This is a genomic window from Kibdelosporangium aridum (assembly GCF_900176515.1).
Lineage (GTDB): Bacteria > Actinomycetota > Actinomycetes > Mycobacteriales > Pseudonocardiaceae > Kibdelosporangium > Kibdelosporangium aridum.
The window spans coordinates 339208-365202 of sequence record NZ_FWXV01000005.1 but is presented as its reverse complement, the minus strand read 5'-3'; the positions used below and the strand labels follow the sequence as shown (position 1 = coordinate 365202).

Genomic DNA, 25995 nt, shown 5'->3' with positions numbered 1-25995 from the left:
TGATCAACTTCCGGAGCTCGCCCGGACCAGGGCAGGGCCGCCCTCGAGCGAGCCGATCACCGCTTGGGCGTCCCTGACCAGGGTGGACCGGACGTCCGGATCGGTGACCTTAGCCGGATCATTCGCGAGTACCACGAACTTTTGCAACTGCTTGACAGCCTTGGCATCGTCGCCTGCGGCCTCGGCCTTGCGGGCCTTGGCGAGCTGACCCGACAGGCTGACGTACGCCGACAGCGACAACCGGTTGGTCGCCCTGAACCGCGTGATCAGCTGGTCGATGTCCCGCAACGAGGTGGTCGTCGCGAACGTGAGCTTCTGCTCCGTCCGGTTGCCCGCCTTGTCAAGTGCTGTCACTGAGAGGTTGTGCACACCCAGCGGCAGCTGGTACAGCGACGTGACCTGGCCGGACTGGATCGGCGTCGCGTTCAGCACGCCGGTGACCGAAGCGATGCCGGAAGTTGCATCTTCGGCATGCCACTTGACAACGACATCCGTGGCATCCCCGTAGACATGGCCGTCGGCCACGCCCGACACCAGCAGAGTCGGCTTGGACGCGTCGATCAGGATCGTCGCGGCCTTGTCCGGCTCCACGTTGCCGTCCTTGTCGACCGAGCGGTACAGCAGCGTGTGCTGCCCGTCCCCGGTGACAATCAGGGGTTGTGAATAGGGGGTCCACGGCCCGTTGTCGAGCTTGTAATCGGTTCGAGCCACGCCCGACCCCTCGTCGGTCGCGACCAGTTCGACCGGGACCTGGCCGGGGTGCCACCCGCCCGGGTTTGCGAAGTTGGCGACCGTCACCGGCGGTGTGGTCTCCAGCTCCTTGATCCGGACGTTGCGGAACGACACGTCGTCGCCGTTGCCGTGGTTCTGCAGGCCGATGAAGCCCTGCGTGAGATCCCGGTTCGGGTCGGTGGAGACGAAGTCGTTGATCAGCACCCCGTTGAGGAACACCTGGATCGTCTGGCCGCGCACGAGGATCTCGTACGCGTTCCACTCACCCGGCGGCTTCAGCGCGGCATCACGCTTGGCGATGTCGGCCGACTGGAACGAGTAGACCGCGCCAGTCGTCCGGTCCGGCGCGTCGGTCGCGTCGATCTGGATCTCGTAACCCTGGTTGACCGCGACCCACGGGTCGTTGCCCGGGTCCGGGTAGCCGACGAAGATGCCCGAGTTGTCGTCGCCCGCGACCTTCCAGTCCAGCTTCAGGCTGTAGGCGTTGAACTCCTCGTTGACCGACAGCAGCCCCATCCCGCCCTCGGACAGGATCGTGCAGTCGGCCTGCTGGGCGAAGCGGCCCGGACCGGACTGCTTCCACTTGGTCAGGCTGGCCGCGGTGCCGTCGTACAGGCTGCGGTATCCGGCTTCCGGCTGGGTCGGCTTGCATGCCGGCGGCTGTGCCACACCGCGTCCTTCGAACCGCAGAACGTCCACATCGAACAGTCCGCCGGTGCCCGTGCCCTGGAACACCAGGTACAACGGCTTGGTGCCACCGGGATCCGGGATCGGCTTGGCGGGCAGGTCCACATAGGTGTCCCAGCCGCCGGTGTTGCTGACCTGGAACGTCTGCAGCACCTGGCCGTCCGGCGCGCCGGACCGGACCTCGATCGTGCCACCGGCACCTCCCGACGACACCCGCATCCCCAGCCCGGTGATGCCGGCCAGGTTGGTCGGATCGAAGGAGATCCAGTCGCCGGCGTCGATGTAGCCGACCCGCCTGCCACCGCTGGCATCGCCCTGGTTGACGACCTGGATGCCGTTCATGCTGGAGAAGAACTCGGCCTGCTTGTGCTTGGGCTGCATGATGTTCTCGCCCTCGCCGGTCAGCGGCGGCACGGAACCCTTGCCCTTGTCGGTGTACTCCACGTTGATGACACCGAAGATGTTGGTGTCCTCGCCGTGGCCGCCCTCGGCCGGCGTGTCGATCACGCCCTCGCAGCCGGCGGTCTGGCTCAGCTCGTGGGCGTGGTTGTCGTGCCCGAGCAGGTAACGCACGATCACCTTGCTGCAGTCGATCGTGCCGTCCTCCGGATCGGTGATCACGGCCTTGAACGGAACCTTGTCACCGAAGGAGAAGAACCCACCATTGAGTGGCGTTTGGACGACCACGGTCGGCGCGGTGTTTCCGACAGTGATGATCACGTTCGCCGAACCGACCAGTCCGGTCGAGTCCGTCACCGAGAGCTTGGCGATGAACTGGCCTTCCGTTGTGTAGGTGTGGGTCACCGCACTCGACGAGGTCGAGTCCACGACACCGTCGTTCTGGAAGTCCCACGCGTACGTGATCGGCTGGCCGTCTGGGTCGTTGGTGCCTGCCGGGTCGAAGTTGACCGTGAGCGGGCCGGGTCCGGATGTCTTGTCGGCGGCCAGTTTCACCACCGGCGTCCGGGTGCCCTTGGTGTAGTCGATCCGGTACACCGCCGACTCCGGCGAACCACCGAAGTACCCGGTGCCGTAGTCGAGCACGTACAGCGAACCGTCCGGGCCGAACTCGATGTTCATCGGCCGCGACAGCGTCATGGAATCCATGAACGGCTTGATCGGGCCGCGTTCACCGTTCGCGCCGACCGTGATCTCCTTGATCCAGCCGCGGTCCCACTCGTACGCGAAGTTCTTTCCGTCGAAGTACTGCGGGAACTTCGTCGGCGACGGGTTGTTCGCGTCGTAGCGGTAAACCGGGCCGCCCATCGGCGACTCGCCACCGGTTCCGAACTCGGGCACCGAACCGCCGTCATACGCAATCCAGGCGGGCTGCACCGGCGGCAGGTCCACCAGACCGGTGTTGTTCGGGCTCTCATTCTTCGGTGCGGCACAGTTGAATGCCTGCCCCGACTGGCCGGTTTCGAAGTTGTAGTCGATGAACGGCTGGTTGTCGCCCACGCAGTACGGCCACCCGTAGTTGCCCGGGCCCTTGATCAGGTTGAACTCGACCGTCCCACCTGGACCGCGAGCCGGGTTCGCCGAACCGGCGTCCGGACCGTAGTCACCGAGGTAGATCCAGCCGGTCTTCTTGTCCACAGCGAACCGGAACGGGTTGCGGAAGCCCATCGCGTAGATCTCCGGGCGGGTCTTCTCGGTGCCCTGCGGGAACATGTTCCCGTCCGGGATCGAGTACGAGCCGTCCGCGTTGACCTTGATACGCAACAACTTGCCGCGCAGGTCGTTGGTGTTCGCCGAGGTGCGCTGTGCGTCGTAACCCGGGTTGCGGGTCGAGCGCTCGTCGATCGGCGTGTAACCGTCCGATGAGAACGGGTTGGTGTCGTCACCCGTGCTCATCAACAGGTTGCCCTGAGCGTCGAAGTCGATCTCGCCACCGACGTGGCAGCACAGTCCGCGCTGCGTCGGGATCTGCAGGATCTCCTGCTCCGAGGCCAAGTCCAGGGTTCCGTCGTCGGCCAGCTTGAACCGCGACAACTGGTTGTAGCCGTTGAACGGCGCGAAGTCCGCGGGTGTCCCGTTCGCCGGCGCGTCGCCCTCGTTGACGTCCGGTGTCGCGGGGTCGTCCACCGGGGTGTTCAGCGGTGGCGCGTAGAAGAAGTACAGCCACTTGTTGTTGGCGAAGTCCGGGTCCGCGGCCACGCCTTGCAGACCGTCCTCGTCGTGGTTGTACACCGGGATCTTGCCCGCTTGCTTCGTGGTCGCGTCCGGAGTGGTCAGCCAGACCGTGCCGTCACGGGAGGTGTGGACCACGCGGCGGTCGGGCAGCACCGACAGCGCCATCGGCTCGCCGGTCTTCTCCTTGCCCTTGGCCAGGGTGATCACGTCGAAGTCGGCGTCGACCGGAGCCTGCGACGGCGAGCAGTCGCCCTCCGCGACTCCGGCGGCGTACTTGATTCCGCCAAGCAAGTGCTTGCGGAAGTTCTCCTCGCCGTACGACTCCTTGGTGTGCCCGCCACCGGTGTACCAGGAGCGGCCGCGCTCCTGGCCGTGACACCACGCGATCGGGTGGTCACCCATCCTGTCCGCGCCGGGGTCGTAGGTCGATTCGTCCAAAGTGGCCAGTACGCGGACTTCCTTGCGCGGGTTGGTCCGGTAGTTGTACCACTCGTCGAAACGCTGCCACGACGCCGGAATACCCGCGGTCGACGGGTGCGTGGAGTCCTCGATCTTGACGGTCGCGTTCTGGTTGTGCGGGTGCGACTTGAAGTACGCCCCGACCAGAGATCCGTACCACGGCCAGTCGTACTCGGTGTCTGACGCGGCGTGCACGCCCACGTACCCGCCGCCACCGTTGACATAGCGTTCGAACGCCGACTGCTGCTCGCCGTTGAGCACGTCACCCGTGGTGGAAAGCCAGACCACGGCGGCGTACTGGCTCAGGTTCGCGTCGGTGAACGCCCCCGCGTCCTCGGTCGCGAACACCTCGAAGTTGTTCTGTTGCCCCAGTTGCTGGATCGCGGCGATGCCGTCGGGGATGGAGTCGTGGCGGAAACCCGCCGTCTTGGAGAAGACAAGAATGTGGGGTTGATCGGGGTGAGCGGCGGCGGGCACGGCGCTGGCCATGCTCATACCGGTCGCCAGAGCAAGAGCGGCGGCGCCCGCGCGCCATGTTAAGCGTCTGTTGAATCCCGCGCGATTGATCGGTCGCACTGGTACGTTCTCCTTGCTCGCAGCGGTTGGGTGACCGTTGAGAAGGGAAGGGCTCGTCCTCCTTTCGATGTGAGTGACGACGCTGCCCGCCCGGGCTGCACCCCTCGCGGGCAGCGTCGTTTCACCGATCAGGAAACTGGCGTCCAGCGGGAGTCGTTGCCCGCACTGGCTTCCACCGCACCGAGCACCTTCTGGACCTGCAGTCCGTCAGCGAAGCTCGGCGCCGGATCGGTGCCGTTCTGAATCGCGGTGAGAAAATCGAACACCTCGTGGGTGAAGGTGTGTTCATAACCGATGATGTGACCGGGCGGCCACCAAGCACCGACATACGGATGGGTCGCCTCGGTGATCAGGACACGCCGGAAACCCGCCGTCTCGTCAGCGTCCTCACCGTCGAAGTACGACAGTTCGTTCATCGACTCGAAGTCGAACGCCAGACTGCCCTTCTCACCGTTGACTTCCAGGCGCATGGAGTTCTTGCGCCCCAGCGCGAACCTCGTCGCCTCGTACGACGCCATCGCACCGGAGGTGAACTTCCCGATGAACAGCGCGGCGTCGTCCACCGTGACGTCGTCGAGCCTGCCGTCCGGGTCACCCGCGATCGGTCGCTTGTGGACGAACGTCTCGGTCAGCGCGGACACACCGGTCAGGTGCTCACCGAGGATGAACTGGGTCGCGTCGATGATGTGCGCGCCGATGTCGCCCAGCGAACCGGATCCCGCCTCTTCCTTGCGCAACCGCCACGCCATCGGCGTGTTCGCATCCGACAACCAGTCCTGCAGGTACTGCGCGCGGACGTGCCGGATCTTGCCCAGCCTGCCCTCGGCGACCATCTGCCGTGCCACCGCGATCGCCGGCACCCGGCGGTAGTTGAACGCCACCATCGAACGCTGGCCCTTGGCCGAGGCGGCGGCAGCGGCCTCGGCCATCTCCTCGGCCTCCTCGACCGAGTTGGCCAGCGGCTTCTCGCACAGGACGTGCTTGCCCGCCGCCAAGGCGGCGAGCGCGATGTCCTTGTGCGAGTCGCCCGGCGTGCAGATGTCCACGATCTGCACGTCGTCGCGGGCAATCAGCGCACGCCAGTCGGTCTCCACCGAGTCCCAGCCCAGCTTGGCCGCCGCGGCCTTGGTCCGGTCGAGGTCACGGCCGCCCAGCACGGCCAGCCGCGGCGCCTGCGGCACGTCGAAGAAGTGGTGCACGGTGCGCCAGGCTTGCGAGTGGACCCTCCCCATGAAGGCGTGGCCCACCATGCCGACGCCGATAGTCCCGTCGCCTGCGTTGCTCATCGATCACCCTTTCTTCCCAACAGCTTCCACACCCCCTGGCCAGATCCCCGCACTACGAGTCGAACGCCACGTCTGCGTACTGGTCGGCGTTCTCCTTGGTCACCACGGCGGAGTACGTGGTGATGGAGGCGGGGATCTCGTGCTCGGCCAAGTCGCCCATGCCCTTCGCCTGGCCGAGCAGACGGGCCAGAGCGATCGCCGAAGACGACATCGACGGGCTGTAGAGCACCGTGGCCTTGATGACGTCGGTGTCCGCCTTGATCTTGTCGATCATGTTCTTCGAACCCGCGCCACCGACCATGATGAACTCCTTGCGGTTGGCCGCGCTGATCGCGGCCATCACGCCGATGCCCTGGTCGTCGTCGTGGTTCCACAACGCGTCCAGCTTCGGCGCGGCCTGCAGCAGGTTCGCCGTCGCCCGCTCACCGGTTTCCACGGTGAACTCGGCGGCCTGGCGCGGGCCGACCCGGAAACCGGCCTTGGCCAAGGCGTCCTTGAAGCCCCGGCTGCGGTCCTGGGTCAGCGGCAGCGAGTCGATGCCCGCGATCTCGCCGATGACCGGGTTGGTGATGTTCTTCTTCTTCATCTCCGCGGCGATGTAGGCGCCCGCGTTGACACCCATCCGGTAGTTGTCGCCACCGATCCAGGTGCGGTACGCCAGCGGGGTGTCGAAGATCCGGTCGAGGTTGATCACCGGGATGCCCGCGTCCATCGCGGCCTGGCCGACCGAGGTGAGCTGCTTGCCGTCCATCGGCAGGATCACCAGGACGTCGACCTTCTGGTTGATCAGCGTCTCGACCTGAGCGATCTGCTGGCTCGAGTCGTTGGTGCCCTCGGTGGCCTTCAGCGTGACGTCGGCCTTGAACTTGTCCGCCTGTGCCTTGGCGTTCTTGGTGATCGCGGCGATCCAGCCGTGGTCGGCGGCGGGAGCGGAGAACCCGATCGTGACCATCTTTCCTGGCTGGGAGTTCTGGCCACCGCCCTGGGCGACGTTCGCACCGCCGTTGGTGCCCTGTGCGGCAGGCGGTTCGTTGGACGTGCACGCGCTGAGTAACGCACCCGCTCCCACGGCTGCTCCACCGATGAGGAACCCGCGTCGGGCGAGGGAGGAAGGCAGGTCGGTCATCTTTGATCTCCTGATGTGGTTGTGCAACTAGGTGTTGGAGCGGGCCCGGTTGGTGCGGAACTGCAGCAGAACGGCGATGACGATGATCGCGCCCTTCGCGATGTTCTGAACTTCTGTCGGCAGGTTGTTCTGCACGAAGATGTTGGTGATCAGCGTGAAGATCAGCACACCGATCAGGGTGCCGACCATCGTTCCGCGGCCGCCGGTGAGCGCCGTGCCGCCGATGACGACCGCGGCGATCGCGTCCAGCTCGTAGAACATGCCGTTGGTGGACGATCCGGCCGTGGTCCGTGCGGCCAGCATGACCGCGGTGACGCCGGCCAGCAGACCAGCGAGGCCGTACACCATCGCGGTGTGGCGCTTGACGTTGATGCCCGCCAGGCGCGTCGCCTCCGGGTTGCCACCGACGGCGAACGTGCGGCGGCCGAAGGTCGTGCGGTTGAGCAGGACCCAGCCGCCCGTGACCACGATCAGCAGAATCCAGACCAGCGTCGGCACGCCGATGAACTCGCCTCGGAAGAACGTCAGGAAGTCCTGGTCACGCACGACCTGGGTCTGCTTGTTGCTCAGGTACTCGGCCAGACCACGGGCCGAGATGTACATCGCGAGGGTCGCGATGAACGCGACCATCCGGCCGTAGGCGATCAGCAGGCCGTTGACCAGACCGGCGCCGAGACCGACCAGCAGACCGGTGATCACCATGATGAACGGACCGTAGGACTGCGTTGCCAGCGTGGTCATCCAGACGCTGGCCAGGCCGACGACCGACCCGACCGACAGGTCGATGCCGCCGGAGATGATCACGAACGTCATCCCGACCGCGACCACACCGGACGGTGCGGCCAGCCGCAGGATGGTGTCGAGGTTGCCGCCGGTCAAGAAGTTGTCCGAGGTGATCGTGCCGATGATGACCAACAGCACCAGCACACCGAACAGGCTGGCCAGCCGAAGGTCCACCGGGAACCCCCGCTTGGCTCGCGGTGCCGGCGGCTCCGGCACATCGGTGTCCCGCTTGGCCGCGGGTTCCAACTGGGTCACGCCGCACTTCCCTCCATCACCATGTCCAACACGTCCGCCTCGGTCAGCTCGTCGGCGGGCGCCTCATGGATCACCCGTCCGTCGCGCACCACCAGCACCCGGTCGGCCAGACCGAGCACCTCGGGCATCTCGCTGGAGACCAGCACCAGCGCGACACCGTCCGCGGCCAGTTCCCGGATCAACCGGTACAGCTCCGCCCGCGCGCCCACGTCGACGCCTCGGGTCGGTTCGTCCAAAAGCAACACACGGCACCCGTGCACGAGCCACCGCGCGACAACGGCTTTCTGCTGGTTGCCACCGGACAGTGTGCTGATGTTGCGGCGCGGATCGGACGGGCGCAGATCCAGGTCCTCCAGCTTGGCGCGTGAGTCCTTGAGTTCCTTCGCCCGGTCGGTGAAGCCGAAGCTGCTGTACGAGCGCATGCTCGCCAGGGTCACGTTCTGCGCCACCGTCATGTCCATCAACAGCGCCTGGCTCTTGCGCTCCTCGGGCGCCAGGCCGACACCCGCGTCGACCGCGGAGCGCACGTCGCCGTTGCGCAGCTTCTTGCCGTTGACGTACACCGTGCCCTCGTCGGCTTTCCGCGCGCCGAAGATCGTCTCGAGGATCTCGCTGCGGCCGGCGCCGACCAGACCGGCGATGCCGAGGATCTCGCCGGCGTGCACGGTGAAGTTGATGTCCGCGAACTCGTTGTCGCGGCCGAGCTTCTCCACCCTGAGAACCTCGGTCGACTCGTCCACTGTGGACTCTTCACGGGTCGGGTACACCGTCTCGACCCGCTTGCCCGACATCAGCGCGACCAGATCCGAGGTCGGCGTGTCCGCGGCGAGGTCGCGTGCGACGGTCTTGCCGTCCTTGAGGACCGTGACGCGATGACCGATCTCGCGGATCTCCTCGAGGCGGTGGGAGATGTAGACGACCGCGACGCCTTCCGCGGTCAGGTCGGCCACGACCCGGAACAGGTTGGTGACCTCGTCGGCGGCCAACGCGGCGGTCGGCTCGTCCATCACGATCAGCTTGGCGTCGTGCGCGAGCGCTCGTGCCATCGACACGAGCTGCTGCCCGGCCGCGGACAGGTCGCCGACCTCGCGGTCCGGCGGGATCTCCGGGTGGCCGAGGCGCTTGAGCAGCGCGGTGGCCTCCTTGCGTGCCTGCCGGTCACGGGTGAAGCCGTAGCTGGCGCGTTCGTGGCCGAGGAAGATGTTGTCGGCGACGGAAAGCCCAGGGATCAGGTCGAGTTCCTGGTACATGGTCGCGACACCCATCCGCAGCGCGGCGACCGGTGTGGACAGGGTGGTCTTCTCGCCCTGCCAGCGGATCTCGCCCTCGTCCGGCTGGTGCGCCCCGGCCAGCACCTTGATCAGGGTGGACTTGCCCGCGCCGTTCTGGCCGAGCAGGCAGTGCACCTCCCCGGCGCGGACCGTCAGGTCGACGCCGTCGAGCGCACGAACTCCCGGGAACGTCTTGACGATCCCGGTCATCTGCAACAGCGCTGTACTCGCTTCGGCGGTCAAGCGGGTGCCTCCGTCTTTTCACTTCGTTCCGGTACTTGAGTCGGGTCGTCGAAGACCCGGCTCAACGCGGCCAACGCACCGCCGGTCCGTGCGGCGGTGAAACCCAGTTCCGAGCCGACCACCCGGACGGTCGCGGCCTCGGCCACGACAGCGCGGGCGGCCACCTCGATGCGGGCGGGCTCGATCAGCCAGTCCGGCAGAGCCGCGAAGTAGCCGCCGAGTACCACGACGGCCGGGCTCAGCACGTTGACCACAATGGACACTCCGACGCCGAGTGCGGCGCCGATCTGGTGCAGGGCGCCGAGCGTGCGCTGATCGCCGTGCTCGGCCCGTGAGCGGATGAGGGCCATCCGTTCCTCGATCGGCCGGTGGGGATCGGAAACCGGATCGCCGGGCGCGGTCAGCGCGTGGAACAGCGCGGCCAGCCCGACCTGGGTCTCCCAGCAGCCACGCCGGCCGCACGAGCACTGAGGTCCCATCGGGTCCATCGACATGTGGCCGACTTCGCCCGCGTACCCGATGGAGCCGCGAACCAGGCGCCCACCGGCGATCACGCCGGCGCCGATGCCGAAGTCACCCGTGACATAGACGAGGTCGGCGGTTCCACGCATACCACCGGCCTCGAATTCGGCGGTCGCGGACAAGTTGGCGTCGTTGTCGACGGAGATGCGGTCCAGCGGGAAGCCGAGCCGCCCGGCGAGGCCGTCTGCCAAGGGAACCTCACGCCACCGCAGCCGCGGGGCGAGCCGGACGACGCCACGGCCGGTGTCCACCAGGCCAGGCACCGACACGGTGATGCCAGCCGGATAGGCGCCCACGACGTCGGCGAGTTCCTTGCCGGCGATCTCGGCGAGCTTGTCGATGGTCCGCTCGACACCAGCGGACAGGACGTCGAAGGGAACCTGCCGGTCGGCGACCACGTTGCCCGCGGTGTCCACAGACGTCGCCGCGAGATGGTCAACCCCGACCTCAAGACCGACGCCGCGAACACCGTCCGTGTCCAATTCGACGATCTGCCCGGGCCGCCCTTGCCCACCGGCGGCGACACCGCCCGCGCGAACGAGACGTCGTGAGGTCAGTTCAGCCACCAACGTGGACACGGTCGCCTTGCTCAGCCCAGACAAAACCGCCAACTGCGCCCTGCTCAACCCGCCCTGCTCTCTGAGCACGCGGATGACCCATGCGAGGTTTGCCCTGCGCAATGCGGCGCGGTCGGTCGGCTGCTCCGGCATGACCGGCACACCAGCTCCACTTCGTTGGGTAACTAGCCGAACTAAGGTGCCCTAGCTCACACGTAACCCTGGATTCTGGGGTACTTGTATCGCAATCCGCCAAAAGTACCAATACTTCGGGCTACCTTTTGCTCAGCTCCGACAAAAGTGGGGCGAGTCTAGCGCGAAGTAACGCGGAGTTGAACCCTTTGTTCACCCCGTGATGGAACAGATGCCCGAACGTCAAGAAGCACCCGGTCCGGACGTGGACACGGGTGCTTCTGACAGAGATCACCTCGCCCGACGTCCCCACCGACACTGACTGTGCTTAGAGCGAACCCCGAAACCCGACCCAAGCCCGGGCCCGGGTATTCGCGAGCTAGCTCCTGCGGCTCCAGGAGACTGGGCACATGGAGATCGACCAGTCGATCTTCGCGGTCGAGTTCGAGCGCGCCGAGGACGGGTGGCGCGCCGTCGCCGCAGTGGTCGAGACCACCGACAATGCCGGGTACCGCACCCGGACGGACGCCGAAATATCGAACCTGCTGGGCAGGCTCATTGACCTGGCGGCCGGGTGGGACATCACCGAGGAGTAACCGGCACCACGCCGGAGGGCTCCCCTGACACCGGATTCGACTCCTTTATAGGTACCTTTTGCACCTGTGGTGGCGAGTCATGTCGAGCAGGCCCTGAGCTATCTTGATCAAGCCCAAAGCAGTCAAGCACAGGGCAGTACGGACCTCGACGTGGTCGATGCCGCCGTGGATCTCTGCCGTCAGGTGGCGGATTCGGTCCCGCACGATGACATCGACCGGCCGGTGTACCTGCACAATCTCAGTCTCGCTCTGCGGCTGCGGTTCGAACGTGCCGGTACGACCGAGGATCTCGAGCACGCGATCGCCACGAGCCGCCGTGCCTTGGAGACCGCGTCCGGTGGGGATCCCAACCTCAGCGCGTACCGGCACAACTTGGGAATGTCCCTGTGGTTGAGGTTCGGCCGCAGCCAACGCCGTGAGGATCTCGCCGAAGCCATCGGGATCGCACGGCGTGGCATGGCGGGCGGCGAACCCGGCCGGACGCTCTGCCTCACGGTCCTTGGGCTCGCGCTGTACAGCCGGTACAAGTTGTCGGGCAGCAAGCCGGATCTGGACGAAGCGATCTCGCTGATCCGGTCGGCGGTCAGCCAGCCCGCGCTGTTGTCCAACCTGAGCACCGCTTTGCTCACACGCTTCGAGTCCAGCGGTGATCCGGCCGACCTTGACGAAGCCATCGCCGCGGGTCTCACCGCGGCGGACGCCTTCCCGCACGGGCATCCCGAGTGGGTGCGCGCCGTGTCCGGCTTGTGCACGTCTTTCCGGGTTCGGTTCGAGCACGCCCGCAACCGGTCCGATTTGGATCGGTCCATCGGGTACGGGCGGGCCGCGGTCGAGGCACGCCCGTCCGCGTCGACCCTCGGTGACCTCGCGGTGGCGCTGCACGTCTTGTACGAGTCGACGGGTTCGCCCGCGGATTTGCAGAGCGCCCTGGACACCGCGCAGGCGGCGGTCGAGGTCGCCACCCAGGACGACCCCGCGCGAGCCGAGCACCTCTATACCTTGGGCTCGGCGTTGATGAGCCGGTACGCACTGCTCAACGAACCTGCCGACCTCGACGAGGCCATCGGCCTGATCAGGTCGGCCGCGGGCGCCGCGCGCAACGACCGGGCCCGGATGCTCGCACATCTGATGGGCGCGTTGCGGGTCCGGTTCGAGCGGACCGGCGCGCTGGCCGACCTGGACGAAGCCATCGCGACCGGCTGGGAAGCCGTGGCCACGACCAAGGCGAACCACGAACACCTCAGCAACCTGGCACAGGCGTTGCTGCGACGGCACGGAAGGACCGGCACCCAGGCCGACCTGGACCAGGCCCTCACGCTCGCCCGTGAGGCGCACGCGGTCGTCCCGCTCACCGAACGCACCCATGTGTCCAATGTGGTCGGTCAGGTTCTGCTGGCCCGGTACGAACACTCCGGCTCGACCACCGACCTCGACGGCGCGATCAGCGCGTTCCGTGGCGCCGCCAGCCCCGCACTCGGCCCCGCGTTGCTGGAACGGTATCGCCTGCGCGGGATCCGAGCGGACCTGACCGAGGCGCTCGCGATCGCCGAGGACAGCGCCGATCCGCACAACGCGCAGTCCCTGGCCGACCTCGCGCAGGTGCTGCGGGAGACCTCGGATCTCGACGAGGTGATCTCGTTCAGCCGGGCCGCGGTGCAGGCGACCGATCCACACGACACCGAGCTGGCCTTAAGACTGTCCGACCTGGGATACCTCCTGCTCGAGGCGGATGAGCAGGACGAAGCGTTCACGCGGTTCGTCGAGTCCGCCTCGGTTCCGCTGGCGCTGCCGTCCATTGTGGTCGATTCGTGCTGGGCCGCGGGTTCGCTGATCGCCGATTCCAGCCCAGGCCGGGCCGCGAACCTCATGGAGACCGCGGTCCGGATGGCCGCGTTGTCTCCGTCGCAACCCGATGACCTCGTAGTCGAAGCCGCTTCGCTCGCGTTGGCCGCGGGATCGCCCAGCCGCGCGTTGAGCCTGCTGGAACTGGGCCACGGCGCGCGGCTGAGCCAAACCCTCGGCACCCGCGGGGACGTCGTCGACCTGCGCGCCGAATACCCGGACTTCGCCAGGCAGTTCATCGACCTGCGCGACCAGCTCAGCCTGCCCGCCGACCCGTTGTCCGCCGGGCACGCCGACCGCGCGAGCCTCGCCGCCACGTTCGACGCGACGCTCGCCGCGATCCGGGCGTTGCCGGGCTTCGAGACGTTCCTGCTGCCCGTGGAGGTCGATCTTTCCGCGGCGTTGGACGGGCCGATCGCCGTGCTGAACGTCAGCAGGTACCGCAGCGACGCCATCCTGGTCACGACCTCGGGCATCTCGTCGGTGCCGTTGCCCCATCTGACTCCCCGCGCGGTCGCGGCGCGGGTCGCGGAGTTCCACGCCGCGGTGGAGTCGTCCAACCAGGAACACCTGCACGCGATCCTCGAGTGGTTGTGGGACGTCGCCGCGGCGCCCGTCGTGGCGGCCCTCGGCTTCGTGGACACGCCCCGGGCAGGGTGGCCCCGCATGTGGTGGGTCGCGCACGGCCCGCTGAGCCTGCTGCCGCTGCACGCCGCCGGATACCACTATTCCCACGGTGAGTCCGTGCTGGACCGCGTGATCTCCTCGTACACACCGACGATCCAGGCCCTCGGTCACGCCAGGGACTATTCGTTGCCCGTCCCGGTGTCCGACGCGCTCGTCGTGGCCAACCTCCCGCACGCCGTGGCCGAAGCCGATGCCGTCCGCCAGCACGTCCCCAATTCGACGTTACTGACCAACGCCGAGGGGACACCGGCCGCGCACTGGCCGACCAGGGGCAATGTCCTGTCCCACATAGACAACTGCGCGATCGCCCACTTCGCCTGCCAGGGCACGGGAACATCGCTGGTCCTCGACGACGCGCCACTGCGCATCGCCAGCCTGGTCCCGGTGCAGTTGACCCGGGCGCGGCTGGCCTACCTGTCGGCGTGCCGCACGCCTGCGATCTCCGCCGATCCGATCCACCTGCCGACCGCGTTCCAGCTGGCCGGGTATCCCCACGTGATCGGGACACTGTGGGAGGTCAAGGACTCCGGTGTCACGTCGTTCGTCGCGGCCGACTTCTACAGCGCGATGACCACGACGAGCGACTCGGCCCTCGCGCTGCACCAGGCGATTCGCGGGGTCCGCACGGACATCCCGCACCTGCCGTCCATGTGGGCGGCGTACCAGCACCACGGCGCCTAAAGCGCGTCGGCGAACCGTTCCGCCCTAAGGACTTGGAACGGAAGTCGATGTCCATCGAGAGCTGCGCGAACGCGCTTCCCAGCCATTTGGCCTACGGCGGATAGCGGCGATGTATGAGCAGGCACAACCTCATCAGGAGCCGTACCTGGTGCGCCGCGACCACCGCCGAGCCCACTTCACCGCAGCGGCCGACGAAGGCCTCCTTCTTCGCGATCCGTCGCCAGTGCCGCGCTAGGATCTCGCCCCACTCACGGTCCGGGTACCAGCGCAGGCGCTCCCGGGCATCTGGCTGATGTCCGCGGCCTTGTGGTTCACGAACAGTTGCAGCCGAGGGCCCCATTCATGGTCGGCGGAGCGTTCGGTGTCGAAGCCCAGCACCTCCGAGCCCGAGCCGATCCGGGCAGCGGTGTGCGGCAAATCCCCGAAATGCTTGCGCACCAACGGCTGCACAACCTCGACGGAGAACCGGCGGGACAGCTCCAGCCCTTTGATGACCACGATCCGGCATCATGCCCGGCCGGCCGGGTTACTCGCGAGAAGATTCAGCTCAGCGCCCAGAACAGCATCCCGCCGACGCCCGCGCCGACCAGCACGCCACCGATGACCTGGCCGGTCGTGTGATCGCCGAGCGCCACCCGCGACCACGCCACCAGCGCCACCAGGATCCCGACCGCCAACGCCAGCCACGGCCCGAACGTGACCGCCAGCACGACCATCGCCCCGGCGGTCACGCCCGAGTGCATCGAGACTTTCCACGACAGCCCGAACGTGATTCCCAGCATCACCAGCAGACTCACGAACAGGCTGACCGACAGTGCGAGCATCTGCGGCGGCGCGCCACCCAGGCCGAGGATCAGCCAGCCGCTGCCGACCGAGACGATCGTGACCAGGAACGGGATGAGCCGGTGTTCCCTGATGGTCACGTGGTGACTGTCGTACTTGCCCTGTTTGACCCCGCGCAGCACGACCGCCATCGGGATCAAGGAGCCGGTGACACCGACGACCGCGCCCCACAACAACGTCTCGCCCACGTCTCGGGTCGCTTGCGCGGCGACCACGAACGGCAACCCGAAAACCCAGATCCACGGCGCCAGCAACTCGGTCACCAACCGGGCGTATCTCGTCACCGTTCCTAATTTAGTGCCGCCCTCGACACGCGGAACACCTGGTTGGCAGCTTCGGCGCACTGCCAGCGGATGGCCAGCGCGCCGTCCAGGCTGTTGGAATGGTTGACGTCCAGGCATTCGCGGGATGTGCGCTGCTTGAGTTGTGCCTCGACCTCGTTCTCGGTCTCGCCGATCACCTGCAACGTCCACAATTGACTGACCGCGTCCGAGCACTGCCGCTGGACCACGAGGTACGCGTCGCCGTTCCTGCTCTCGTCGGGGCGAGAATCGAGGCACATGTTCGTTGTCGTGTTGCGGATCCGGTAGTCGGTTCCTGTTTTGCCGAACGTCCACAGGCCTGTGTGCAGTTCGCCGCACCGGAACTGGTAGACCGGTGTGGCCGAGGAGTTCACCGCTGCCCGGCTGGCAAGGCACTTCCCGCTGTGCAAGGCGATCAGCTTCGAACTTCTGGCCTCCGCGCTCGCCGGTACTGGAACATATCCGTTGGGACAAGGCGGTCTGTACGTGTAGTCGGCAAGGTGTTCGGCCCACTGTTCCGGTGAGATGGTCGGCGTGATGGCGCATATCCGTGCAACGGCACGGTCGATGTCCATGTCCCACAACCGGACTGCGTTACCGAAACTGGCGGATGCGAGCGTCCGGCCGTCCGGGTGGAATGCCACCCAATAGGCGTTGTCGGAGTCGGCCGCGAGCGGAACCGCCCAGCTTGTCGGGTTCCTGGGGTCGCTGACATCCCAGATCCGGGCCGCCGTGTCGATGGTCGCCGTGGCCAGCAACCTGCCGGACGGATCGAAGGCAACGCCATAGACCACGCCGAGGTGACCGCTGAGTGTGGCGAGCTCAGCAGCTTCGCCGACATCCCAGATTGTCGCCGTCGCGTCATCGTTCGCGGTCACGAGCAGCCGGTCCGAGTTGCCGAACGCGACCGCGTGGATGGGTCCGGCGTTGCGATTGTCCTGCCACACCAGCACTGGGTTTCGCGAGTCGGCGAGGTTCCACACCTTCACCGTGCCGTCCGATGCCCCTGTCGCGACAAGCCGTCCGGCTTTGCTGAACGCGACCGCCAGGACTTCGCCCCGGTGAGCACCGAACGTGGCGATCGAGTCGTTCGCCTTGGCGAGATCCCACAGCGTGACGTTCCCGCCGTGTTGTGCGCCGGTCACGAGCAAGGTCCCGTCACCGCTGAACGCCAATGGGCCGCGCTCGCCTGTCGACCCTGTCACTTGCAGCGCCGGCACCGCCGCCGGGCCGAGATCCTTCATCGGCCACAGGCGCACCACACCGTCGCGGCCCGAGGTCGCCAGGTACCGACCGGTGGGGTCGAACACCGCGGCCCGGACCTGATCGGGCTGTTTGGCCAGCTGGAAAGGGGTGACTGCCAGGCTCGGCGGATCGCCGAGCGGCCAGACGCGGACGTAACCGTCCCGGCTGGCCGAGACGAGGTACTTCTTGTCGTGGCTGAACGCCACGGTTTGCACGACATCCCCGCTGCTGACGTCGATGTGGTCAACGGGGTCCAAATTGGCCAATGTCGTCATCACAGCTCCCCTGGCCTCCGCGGTCGGGAACAATTTGTACGCCGCGACCGCCAGTTGCCCGGCCAGCCAGAGATCCGCACTACGCAAAGCAATCGCCGTGCTGGCGACCTGGCGTGACACCCCAATGTCCCGCTGCGCCGCGATGTCCTGCCTGGACACGACCGTGATCACCGTCATCGCCGCTGCGATGAGAACCAGGCAACTGAGCACCGCGACCATTTGCCTCAGCCGCCTTGTCCGCCGGGCGGCTGCGCGTTGCTCGGCGCGTTCCCGCTCCACGCTCGCGCGCACGAACTCCTTGGCAGGCGGGTTCGGCAACTCCAACACGGCCGCAAGCCGGTGACCTCGATACAGGTCGGAATCGTGGCGGCCGTCGCGTTCCCAGGCTTCGGCCGCTTCCAGCAGACGCTGTTCGACCAGCAAGCGGGCGCGGTCGGCTTGGATCCAGTCCCGCAATCTCGGCCAGGCCTGCAGGATCGCCTCGTGCGCGAGCACCACAGTGGACTCATGAGCCGTGACGAGACGGGCGTCCACCAGTGCGTCCAGCACTTCCTGGTCTTCGTCGTTGAGCCGGGCCCGGTCGAGCTGCCTGCGGGTGTCGGCGTTGCCGTCGCCGAACTGGATCATCCGTGACATCAGGGTTCTCGTGCGCTCTTGCTGCTCGGCGCTGAGCCGTTGATAGGCCCGTTCGGCTGTCTTGGCCACCGCGCCCGCGACACCACCCGTCAGCCGGTATCCCTCAATGGTGAGCATCCGGCCACAACGATGCCGCCACGTCGCCATCAACGTGTGCGCCAGCAACGGCAAAGCGCCACACCCAAGGTCACCGAGCACGACTTCGACCAGGCCCGGCTGCAGGTCAAGGCCAGCCGCCGCGGCCGGTTTCTCCATCGCCGCACGCAACTGCTCGTCGGTCATCGGGCCGAGCAGCACCTGCCCGTGCTTCAACGCCTTGACCAATCCCGGATACGCCGCGCAATGCCCGAGGAAGTCGGCCCGCATCCCCAGCACAACCCTGGGGTGGGCGCACAACGTCTCGATGAACTGCCGGCGCTGTGCCTCGTCGGTGCAGAGGGTGAAGACCTCCTCGAACTGGTCGACCACCACCAAGTCGCACTCGGCGAGCGTCGCGGGAAGCTTGCCGGTCGGCGTGAACGCCACGCAGGACCACTGCGCCGACCCTGGGAGCCTGTCCGCCCGCAACGCGGGCAGCAAACCGGCGTGCAGCAGGGACGATTTGCCCGTGCCGGACGGGCCCGAGACCAGCAGCGGACCGTTCGCCGCGGCAAGCTGGTCGAGCAGGTCGGCCGTGGTTTCCTCGCGCCCGAAAAACCACTGCGCCTGGTCGGACGTGAACGCCGCCAGGCCCGGATAGGGGCAGACGCTGTCGTGCACAGACTCAGGCGGTTGTACGTCGCGTAGGTACGGCCGATCCGCCAGCGCGTCGCGAGCTGAGAGCCACGGCTGTGCTGGAACACCGCACGCCTGCGCGATTCGTTCAACGAACTCCGCGGTGGGCAATCGATCGTTGTTCAACGCTCTGTTCGCCGTCGACACCGGCATGCTCGTGCCGCGGCTGGCCGCGCCCACTTCGAGTTGCTGCAACGAGCCGTATCCCGCCCAGCGGATCAGATCACGCAATCCCTGCCGGAATTCCGCTTGATCAGCTGCTGCCCACGGATCCGGCTGACCGCCCCTCGCAGCTCTGGCCATTACCTCACGTTAGGGCGAATACGCACGTCCCGGCCCGTCCCGTATACGGGATTCCACCGATAGTGCCGGCCCGGTCACACGCTTGGTGCACCGGAGGAACTCTCCGGCAGGACACAGCGGAAGGAACGTGAACCATGTGGGCGATCCACCGAATCTTCACTGCCATCACGTTCGTCGCCGTCACCACGGGCATCCTGGCCGACTGCGGCGCAGGCCATGTGGCCGATTGCCTTGACGGATCGAACAAAAACCTGGCCATGGTCGCGGTGAATTGTTGGTCCGGCTGGGAGCACAGCCAGAAAAAGACCGTCCGTGACGAACGCACGCGAACGAAGCCGAAGTCGGTGAGTACTGAAAACGAACGCGGGTGAGGTTCAATGTAAGGGTGACCGTGCAAGCCGCAGCCGATACGCCTCGGGTCGAGACCAGGCAGCAGTCCCAGTTGCTCGCCCTGCTGCGTGACGAAGGCCCGCTGGCCAAAGTCGAACTGGGTGAACGTCTGGAACTGCCCAGGGCGAGGCTGGCGACCGAGATCGCGAAACTGTTCGAGTGGAACCTGGTCGAGTCCGGCGGGCCTGCGGCCAGCCGCGGCGGGAGACGGTCCACGCTCGTCAAACTCGCGGATGACCTGCGGTTTCTCGCCGCCGATATCGGTGCGACGTCGATCGGTGTCGCCGTCACGGACGCCCGCTGCGAAGTGCTGGCGCACATCGTGGAGGACTACGACATCCGCAAGGGCCCGGTGTCGGTCCTCGAACGGCTGACCCAGCTGTCCGGCAAGGTCCTCGGCGAGGTCACCGGACGGGTGATCGGCGCCGGTGTCGGCCTGCCGGGCCCGGTCAGCTTCCGTGACGGTATGCCGGTGGCCCCGCCGATCATGCCTGGCTGGGACCGTTTCCCGGTACGTGACCGGCTGGCCAGCGCGTGGGGTTGCCCGGTCACTGTCGACAATGACGTGAACGTGATGGCTCTCGGTGAGCGGCACGCCGGTGTCGCGCGGTCGCTGAACGAGCTGATCTTCGTCAAAGTCGGTACGGGCATCGGCTGCGGGATCGTCCTCGGCGGACGGGTCTACCGTGGCGTGGCCGGTACGGCAGGCGACATCGGACATATCAAACTGGACGATTACGGCCCCGCATGCGCGTGTGGCGAGGTCGGTTGTCTCGAGGCGTACTTCGGCGGCGCCGCGCTGGCACGGGATGCGTTGACGCTCGCCCGCAGCGGACGCTCGACGTTCCTGGCTGATCTGCTCGGGCACAAGGGCGAACTGTCCGCACGCGACGTGGCCTCCGCCGCGAGTGCCGGGGATTTCGCCGCGGCCAACCTGGTCAGGGAAGGCGGCAGGCGGCTCGGGCACGTGGTCGCGTCGCTGGTCAGCTTCCTCAACCCGGGCATGGTCGTGATCGGCGGCGGTGTCTCGCGCCTCGGCCACCAGCTGCTCGCCGAGGTCCGCAGCGCGGTCTACCGCCGCTCGCTTCCGTTGGCCACCGGCAACCTGCCGATAGTGCTGTCCGAATTGGGCGAAATGGCCGGCGTGATCGGTGCCGCTTGGTCGGCGACCGATCACGCCTTCGCCGCTACCGGTTCAGGAGCAGTGGGCTGACCTGGCCGGTGGCCGACGGCGCCGGGTCAGGCTTGCAGAACATGTCCCGCGCGGGCAGGACACCCGTTGCCAGGAACCGCATGCTCTCCCGCAACGCGCACGACGGGCTGCTCGGGTCGAACGCGCCGTGGTTGCCGGAGTCCACGGAGACCATCTTGGCCCGCTGGCCCAGGGCGTGCCGCATGCCCAAGGCGCCGATGTACGGCGTCGCCGGGTCCCGAAGGGTCTGGATCATCAGGACGTTGGCCGGCCCCTTGCTGGTGACCTTGACCGGCGGCTCGACCGGGCCACGCCCGAACGCGCACGACCACACGTTCGTCCCCGCCCCAGCCATCAGCGGGAACAACTTGCGGTGGATCGTCACTTCCCTTTGGTAGTGCCGCATGTCGCGCGGAGCTTCCGCATCCCCGCACAAGACAGCCAACTGTGACGCCCGGAGGTTGTCCGCGGGCACCGTCAGCACCGTTGGTACCGCGCTGGCAAGTGCGTCCTTGGCGAGCCCGTCGGGCGGGTACACCCCGGTGTCCGCGAACGCCCAGTACTGGGCCATCTGCGGGAACTGGATCGTGTGGTACGAGACGCCGAACGTGGCGATCCGCAGCACGTTGCCGTCGAACCGGCCGAACACCGGGTCGATGATCGGGTTCGCGTCCAGCTTGGCCAGCAGTGCCTCGTACTTCTTGCGCACCTCGGCCGGGGTGGCGCCGAACTTGTACGTCTCGTGCCGTTCGGCGAACCACGCGGCGATATCGGGGAACCGCAGCTCGAAGCCGGGGTCCCACAACGCGAACTGGTCGTGCCAGGCCCGGTTCGGGTCCACATTGGAATCGATGACGAACCGGTCGGACCTGTCCGCGAACATCGTCGCGTACACCGCGCCGAGATAGCTGCCGTACGAACCGCTGTTGTAGGAGATCTTCTTCTCCCCCAACGCGATCCGGATCCGGTCCATGTCACGCGCGGTGTTGGCCGTGGTGATGTGGGGCCGGACCTCGCCGCCGTGCAGCTCGCAGTCCCGCGCCAATGCCTTGCCGAACTCGATGTTCCGCGCGATCGACCCGTCGGTCGACGGGAACGGGAAGTACAAGTCCGGCGGGTAGCCCTCCAGCGGCCGGCCGCAGGTGACCGGCGTGCTGTAGCCGACCCCACGCGGGTCGAAGCCGATCAGGTCGTACTGATCGAGCACCTCCTGCGGGTAGATCCGCGCGTAGGCAGCGGGATAGTGCAGGCTCGCCACACCCGGCCCGCCACCGTTGTGCAGCAACACTCCCCGTCGCTTCTCCGGCTTGGCCGTCGGCAACTTCGACACCACGACGTCGATCGTGCGGCCCTTCGGGTTGCGGTAGTCCATTGGGACCGGCATGGTCGTACAGACCATTCTCGGGTCGTCGACGCCGATCAGCGATGGCGGACACTTGCCCCACGCCAGCTCGGGTGGCCGCGGCTCGGCACTCGCTTGCGGCGCAAGCGCCGCGAGCGTGACCGCGGCCACCAGCACAGGCAATGATCTTCGCATTCCTTCTCCCCTCATGAAGATTCCCGCTACCAGTTCAGCAGCAGCGGGTTGACCTTGTCGGTAGCAGTCGGAGGTACCGAGTCTGGTTCGCAGAACATGTCCCGTGCGGGCAGGACACCTGTGGCCAGGAACTGGTCGGCCGCACGCGTCGCGCAGGACGGCGTGCTCCGGTCGTATGCACCATGGTTGCCGGTGTTGACCGTCACCATCTTGCTGCGTTGCCCCAGGGCATACCGCATTCCCAGCGCACCGATGTACGGCGTGACATGGTCCCGCAGCGTCTGGACCAACAGGATGTTGGCCGGGCCCTTGCCGGTGACCTTCACCGGCGGCTCGGCCGAGCCGGGCGTGAACGCGCACGGCCAGATGTTCGTGCCCATGCCGTTGAGCAACGGGAAAAGCTTGCGGTGGACGTTGACTTCCCTCTGGTAGTGCTGGATGTCGCGCGGGAAGCCGCCATCACCACAGAGCACAGCCAGCTGCGATGCCCGGGGGTTGTCCGCGGGAACCTCAGGTACGGCGGTTGCCGCAGCGCTCGGCGGTGTACCGCCATCAGCGAACACCCACCACTGCGCCTGCTGCGGGAACTGCACCGTGTGATACGACAACGCGAACACGATGAACCGGAAGAGATTCCCGTTGATCGGCCCGGCCTGCGGGTGTGTCACGGGCTTCGCGTCCAGCTTCGCCACCAGCTCGAAGTACTTGGCCCGGACCGCGTCCGGCGTGGCGCCAAGCCCGTACGTCGCGTTCCGCTCGGCCAGCCACGTCGCCACGTCCGCGAACCTCAGCTCGAAGCCGTGGTCCCACAACGCCCATTGCTTGTGCCATACCCGATTCGGGTCGACATTGGCACCCATGACGAACCGGTCTGTCTTGTCCGCGAACAACGTCGCGTACACCGCGCCGAGGTAGCTGCCGTACGAACCACTGTTGTAGGAGATCTTCTTCTCCCCCAAAGCGATCCGCAGTCTGTCCATGTCCCGCGCGGTGTTCGCGGTCGTGATGAACGGCATGAGATCGCCGCTGTGCCGCACACAATCACGCGCCAACTCTTGGGCGAACTCCACGTTCCTGGTGATCGACCCGTCCGCCGTGGGGAACGGGAAGTACCTGTCGGACGGGATTGCCTGCGGCGTACGGCCACACGTGACGGGCGCGCTGTACCCCACGCCACGCGGATCGAAGCTCACCAGGTCGTACTGGTCGAGCACCTCCTGCGGATAGAAGCCCGCATACGCAGCGGGCAGGTGCAGGCTCGGTCCACCTGGCCCGCCCGCGTTGTGCAGCAGGACCCCCCGGCGCTTGTCCGGCTTGGCGGTCTCCAGCTTCGAGACCTGGATGTCGATCGTGTGCCCCTTGGGATCGCGGTAGTCCAACGGGACCGGCAAGGTCGCACAGAGCAGTCTGGGATCGTCGATACCGATCAGCGACGGCGGGCACTTGCCCCACGTCAGGTCTGGTCCCCTCGGCTCGGCCGTGGCCTGCGGCGCCAGCACAGCCAGCACCGCGGCGACGACCAGCATCATCGACAGGGGTCTTCGCATCTGTTCTCCCCTCGTGGAAAATCCACCGTGCGGGGAAAGTTAGTGCGAAAGCCGGGACGACCACATCCTTCGCGCGGACGACCCGATGTCATACCGGGCTGTGACGGTGCCTCATGACGTGTGCTTCGCGTTCTGCGGCGTGCGAAAACATCACAGCGTTGTCGGTGTCGGCTTGCACCAGGTCAAAGTTGATCATCGCGGCCGCGGTCGAACCTTCGGCGGCCGAGGCGATCAAGTTCGCCATCAGGTTGCCCACGTTGCCAGCGACCCAAATGCCGTCGACGTTCGTCTTCCCGTTGGGCCCGGTGAGTGCCGGGTCGTAGCCGAGCGGCTTGAGGAAGTCGTCCCGTGGCACGAAGTTCGGCTTCAAGAACAGCGCTTCCCTTGGGATGCAACGGCCGTCGGTCAACTCGACGCCCCGCAGCCGGTCGTTCTCCACCAGCAGTCCGCTGACCGTGCCTTCGACGATCCGGATGCCCCTCGATTCCAGCTTCACCCGCTCCGGAACATCTTGGGACTGCGCGAAGAAGACGATGTCGGACGACCATTGCCGCAGCAGCAACGCGTGATGGGCGTCGTACAGCACGCCGATTGGCCGGTCCGCGAACTCGTAGCCGTGGCAGTACGGGCACGCGATCGCGTCCTTTCCCCACCGCTCAGCCAGGCCGGGGATGTTGGGCAGTTCGTCGCGCAGACCTGTGGCGACCAACACGCGGCGCGCCTTGACTTGCGTGCCGTCGGCAAGGTCCACAGTGAACCCACGGGAGATCGCGGTCACCTCGCCTTGGATGAACTCGCCGCCGTAGCCTTCCACCTCCTTACGCCCGAGTTCGTTGAGCTCACTCGGGGGAATTCCGTCCCGGGTGAGGAAGCCGTGGGAGTGCGCAGCGGGCTTGTTGCGCGGCTGGCCCGAGTCCAAGACCAGGACCGAGCGGCGGGCCCTGGTCAGCACCAGGGCAGCGTTGAGACCGGCCACACCGGCCCCGATAACGACGACGTCATATGTGTTCATACCGCGAGGTTGCCCAGCCCGATGCCGGAGCGACAACTTTTGTTGCCGTTTCTGCAACACTGGGAGCATGGATCTCGCGGACACACTGGCCGAGGTCGGGCCGCGCCTCAAGCGCGTACGCACCGAACGCGGCGTCACGCTGACCGAGCTGGCCAGGGTGACAGGCATTTCGAAGAGCACATTGTCCAGGCTCGAGTCGGGCCTGCGAAAACCCAGCCTCGAGCTGCTGCTGCCGATCGCGCAGGCCCACCAGGTGCCGCTCGACGAGCTCGTCGGCGCGCCGGAAGTGGGCGACCCGCGCGTGCGCATCGCGCCACGACGCGTCAAGCAACGCGACGGCAGCTACATCACCATTCTGCCGTTGACCAAGCAACCGGGCGGGCTGCAGGCGTACAAGATGATCCTTCCCGGCGAGCGGTGCGAGCCGAAAATGGTCACCCACGAGGGCTACGAGTGGCTCTACGTCCTGTCCGGACAGCTGCGGATGCTGCTCGCGGACAAGGACGTGGTGCTCAAGACCGGCGAGGCGGCGGAGTTCGACACCCGATTGCCCCACTGGTTCGGCAGCGCGGACCGCCGTCCGGTCGAAATTCTGAGCCTGTTCGGCAAACAAGGCGAGAAAATGCACATCCGCGCGAGACCCAAGCAGTAGAACGCTCACTCGCATGACAATTTGAGAGCCTTGTCGGCCACCGCCTTGTGGCGTAATGTACTCGCGAGTAGGTTTGATTTCACGAACCTGAGGAGTGCGATTTTCGACAAGGAGATCGACCCATGCTCAGACCCGTCCTCATCGGCGCTATCGCGTTGACCGCCACATTGCTCGGTGCCGGTACCGCCGCCGCGGATCCCGTCTTCACCTACGACATCACCAAAGGCTCGTCGACCATCAAGAAACTGAACGCGACCCTGCCGCTGGGGCCCGGCTCGCTCGTCGTCGACCTGGAAGGGGCGACCGGCCGGTTCACCGCGGACATGCAACTGCCGCCGTCGCAGGGCAGCTTCAAGATCTTCGGCGTCTTCCCGACCACCGCGACCGTGACCATGCAGCAGGTCGGCAAGGTGACCGGGACGCTGACCGACGGCGCGGTCACCGCGCACTCCGACGTGGTCATCCGGCTGACCGACGTCAAGGCGATCGGGTTCCCGCTGTTCGTCGGCGACAACTGCCGTACAGCCAAGCCCGCGTCCATCGACCTGGTCTCCGAACCGGGCTTCAACCCGCTGGAAGGCGGCGAACTCACCGCCGCCCCGTACACCATTCCGGAATTCACCGACTGCGGCCTTTCGACCGGGATTTTGAACGGCCTCATCCCGGGTCCCGGAAATACACTCGGACTCACCCTCGCCATCAAGTGGTAGGGTGAAGAA

At 66.7% G+C, this 25995-nt stretch carries 19 protein-coding genes; 6 read left to right on the top strand and 13 right to left on the bottom strand.

What is annotated here, in order from left to right; all coding sequences use genetic code 11:
• Positions 1-3: 3 nt before the first annotated feature.
• The 6 genes from B9C43_RS28955 to B9C43_RS28930 form a co-directional block, all read right to left on the bottom strand.
• Positions 4-4506 carry a ThuA domain-containing protein gene (locus B9C43_RS28955; RefSeq protein WP_084430115.1) on the bottom strand — a complete coding sequence of 1501 codons (4503 nt, stop codon included), beginning with the start codon at positions 4504-4506 and terminating at the stop codon, positions 4-6.
• Between the two features lie 209 nt (positions 4507-4715).
• The gene (locus tag B9C43_RS28950; RefSeq protein WP_084430114.1) at positions 4716-5873 is read right to left on the bottom strand and encodes a Gfo/Idh/MocA family protein; all 1158 of its coding nucleotides are present in this window, start codon (positions 5871-5873) and stop codon (positions 4716-4718) included.
• A gap of 52 nt (positions 5874-5925) precedes the next feature.
• The gene (locus tag B9C43_RS28945; protein ID WP_033382810.1) at positions 5926-6999 is read right to left on the bottom strand and encodes a substrate-binding domain-containing protein; all 1074 of its coding nucleotides are present in this window, start codon (positions 6997-6999) and stop codon (positions 5926-5928) included.
• Positions 7000-7026: 27 nt separating this feature from the next.
• Positions 7027-8028 (bottom strand): ABC transporter permease, encoded by a 1002-nt coding sequence (locus tag B9C43_RS28940; RefSeq protein WP_380142713.1) that lies wholly within the window; start codon positions 8026-8028, stop codon positions 7027-7029.
• Positions 8029-8033: 5 nt separating this feature from the next.
• Positions 8034-9518, bottom strand: coding sequence for a sugar ABC transporter ATP-binding protein (locus B9C43_RS28935; RefSeq protein WP_084430395.1), 1485 nt, complete (start codon positions 9516-9518; stop codon positions 8034-8036).
• A gap of 29 nt (positions 9519-9547) precedes the next feature.
• Positions 9548-10783 carry an ROK family transcriptional regulator gene (locus B9C43_RS28930; protein ID WP_235038937.1) on the bottom strand — a complete coding sequence of 412 codons (1236 nt, stop codon included), beginning with the start codon at positions 10781-10783 and terminating at the stop codon, positions 9548-9550.
• Between the two features lie 389 nt (positions 10784-11172).
• On the opposite strand from B9C43_RS28930, the gene B9C43_RS28925 reads away from it, so the two are divergent.
• On the top strand, positions 11173-11358 hold the full coding sequence (locus B9C43_RS28925) for a hypothetical protein (RefSeq protein WP_084430112.1): 186 nt from the start codon (positions 11173-11175) through the stop codon (positions 11356-11358).
• A 66-nt stretch (positions 11359-11424) separates the two neighbouring features.
• Entirely contained in the window at positions 11425-14568 is a 3144-nt protein-coding gene (locus tag B9C43_RS28920; RefSeq protein ID WP_084430111.1) for a CHAT domain-containing protein, read from the top strand.
• Positions 14569-14659: 91 nt separating this feature from the next.
• Here B9C43_RS28920 and B9C43_RS28915 read toward each other — a convergent pair whose 3' ends face one another.
• From B9C43_RS28915 to B9C43_RS28905, 4 genes are read right to left on the bottom strand one after another with little or no spacing between them, the layout of a single operon-like run.
• Positions 14660-14908: a DUF4037 domain-containing protein gene (locus B9C43_RS28915; RefSeq protein WP_235038889.1), complete on the bottom strand. Its 249-nt coding sequence runs from the start codon at positions 14906-14908 to the stop codon at positions 14660-14662.
• A complete protein-coding gene (locus B9C43_RS58695; RefSeq protein ID WP_235038940.1) occupies positions 14800-15066 on the bottom strand; it encodes a hypothetical protein in 267 nt (88 codons plus the stop codon). The genes B9C43_RS28915 and B9C43_RS58695 overlap by 109 nt, the downstream gene beginning before the upstream one ends.
• A gap of 44 nt (positions 15067-15110) precedes the next feature.
• Positions 15111-15695 (bottom strand): phosphatase PAP2 family protein, encoded by a 585-nt coding sequence (locus B9C43_RS28910; protein ID WP_033382804.1) that lies wholly within the window; start codon positions 15693-15695, stop codon positions 15111-15113.
• A 5-nt stretch (positions 15696-15700) separates the two neighbouring features.
• Positions 15701-18946, bottom strand: a complete 3246-nt coding sequence (locus tag B9C43_RS28905; protein WP_084430110.1) for an nSTAND1 domain-containing NTPase — start codon at positions 18944-18946, stop codon at positions 15701-15703.
• Between the two features lie 134 nt (positions 18947-19080).
• On the opposite strand from B9C43_RS28905, the gene B9C43_RS28900 reads away from it, so the two are divergent.
• Together B9C43_RS28900 and B9C43_RS28895 are read left to right on the top strand one after the other, a co-directional pair.
• Positions 19081-19317, top strand: a complete 237-nt coding sequence (locus B9C43_RS28900) for a hypothetical protein (RefSeq protein WP_084430109.1) — start codon at positions 19081-19083, stop codon at positions 19315-19317.
• Positions 19318-19331: 14 nt separating this feature from the next.
• Positions 19332-20549, top strand: a complete 1218-nt coding sequence (locus B9C43_RS28895; RefSeq protein WP_235038888.1) for an ROK family transcriptional regulator — start codon at positions 19332-19334, stop codon at positions 20547-20549.
• On the opposite strand, the gene B9C43_RS28890 is transcribed toward B9C43_RS28895, so the two are convergent.
• From B9C43_RS28890 to B9C43_RS28880, 3 genes are all read right to left on the bottom strand, one after another.
• Positions 20524-22065: an alpha/beta hydrolase gene (locus B9C43_RS28890; RefSeq protein WP_084430108.1), complete on the bottom strand. Its 1542-nt coding sequence runs from the start codon at positions 22063-22065 to the stop codon at positions 20524-20526. The genes B9C43_RS28895 and B9C43_RS28890 overlap by 26 nt on opposite strands.
• A gap of 26 nt (positions 22066-22091) precedes the next feature.
• Positions 22092-23612: an alpha/beta hydrolase gene (locus B9C43_RS28885; RefSeq protein ID WP_084430107.1), complete on the bottom strand. Its 1521-nt coding sequence runs from the start codon at positions 23610-23612 to the stop codon at positions 22092-22094.
• A gap of 88 nt (positions 23613-23700) precedes the next feature.
• Positions 23701-24693 (bottom strand): NAD(P)/FAD-dependent oxidoreductase, encoded by a 993-nt coding sequence (locus B9C43_RS28880; protein ID WP_143446657.1) that lies wholly within the window; start codon positions 24691-24693, stop codon positions 23701-23703.
• Here B9C43_RS28880 and B9C43_RS28875 point away from each other — a divergent pair.
• The gene (locus B9C43_RS28875) at positions 24692-25276 is read left to right on the top strand and encodes a helix-turn-helix domain-containing protein (protein ID WP_084430105.1); all 585 of its coding nucleotides are present in this window, start codon (positions 24692-24694) and stop codon (positions 25274-25276) included. The two genes, B9C43_RS28880 and B9C43_RS28875, sit on opposite strands and share 2 nt — an antisense overlap.
• Positions 25277-25398: 122 nt before the next feature.
• The gene (locus B9C43_RS28870) at positions 25399-25986 is read left to right on the top strand and encodes a hypothetical protein (protein ID WP_084430104.1); all 588 of its coding nucleotides are present in this window, start codon (positions 25399-25401) and stop codon (positions 25984-25986) included.
• Positions 25987-25995 lie beyond the last annotated feature (9 nt).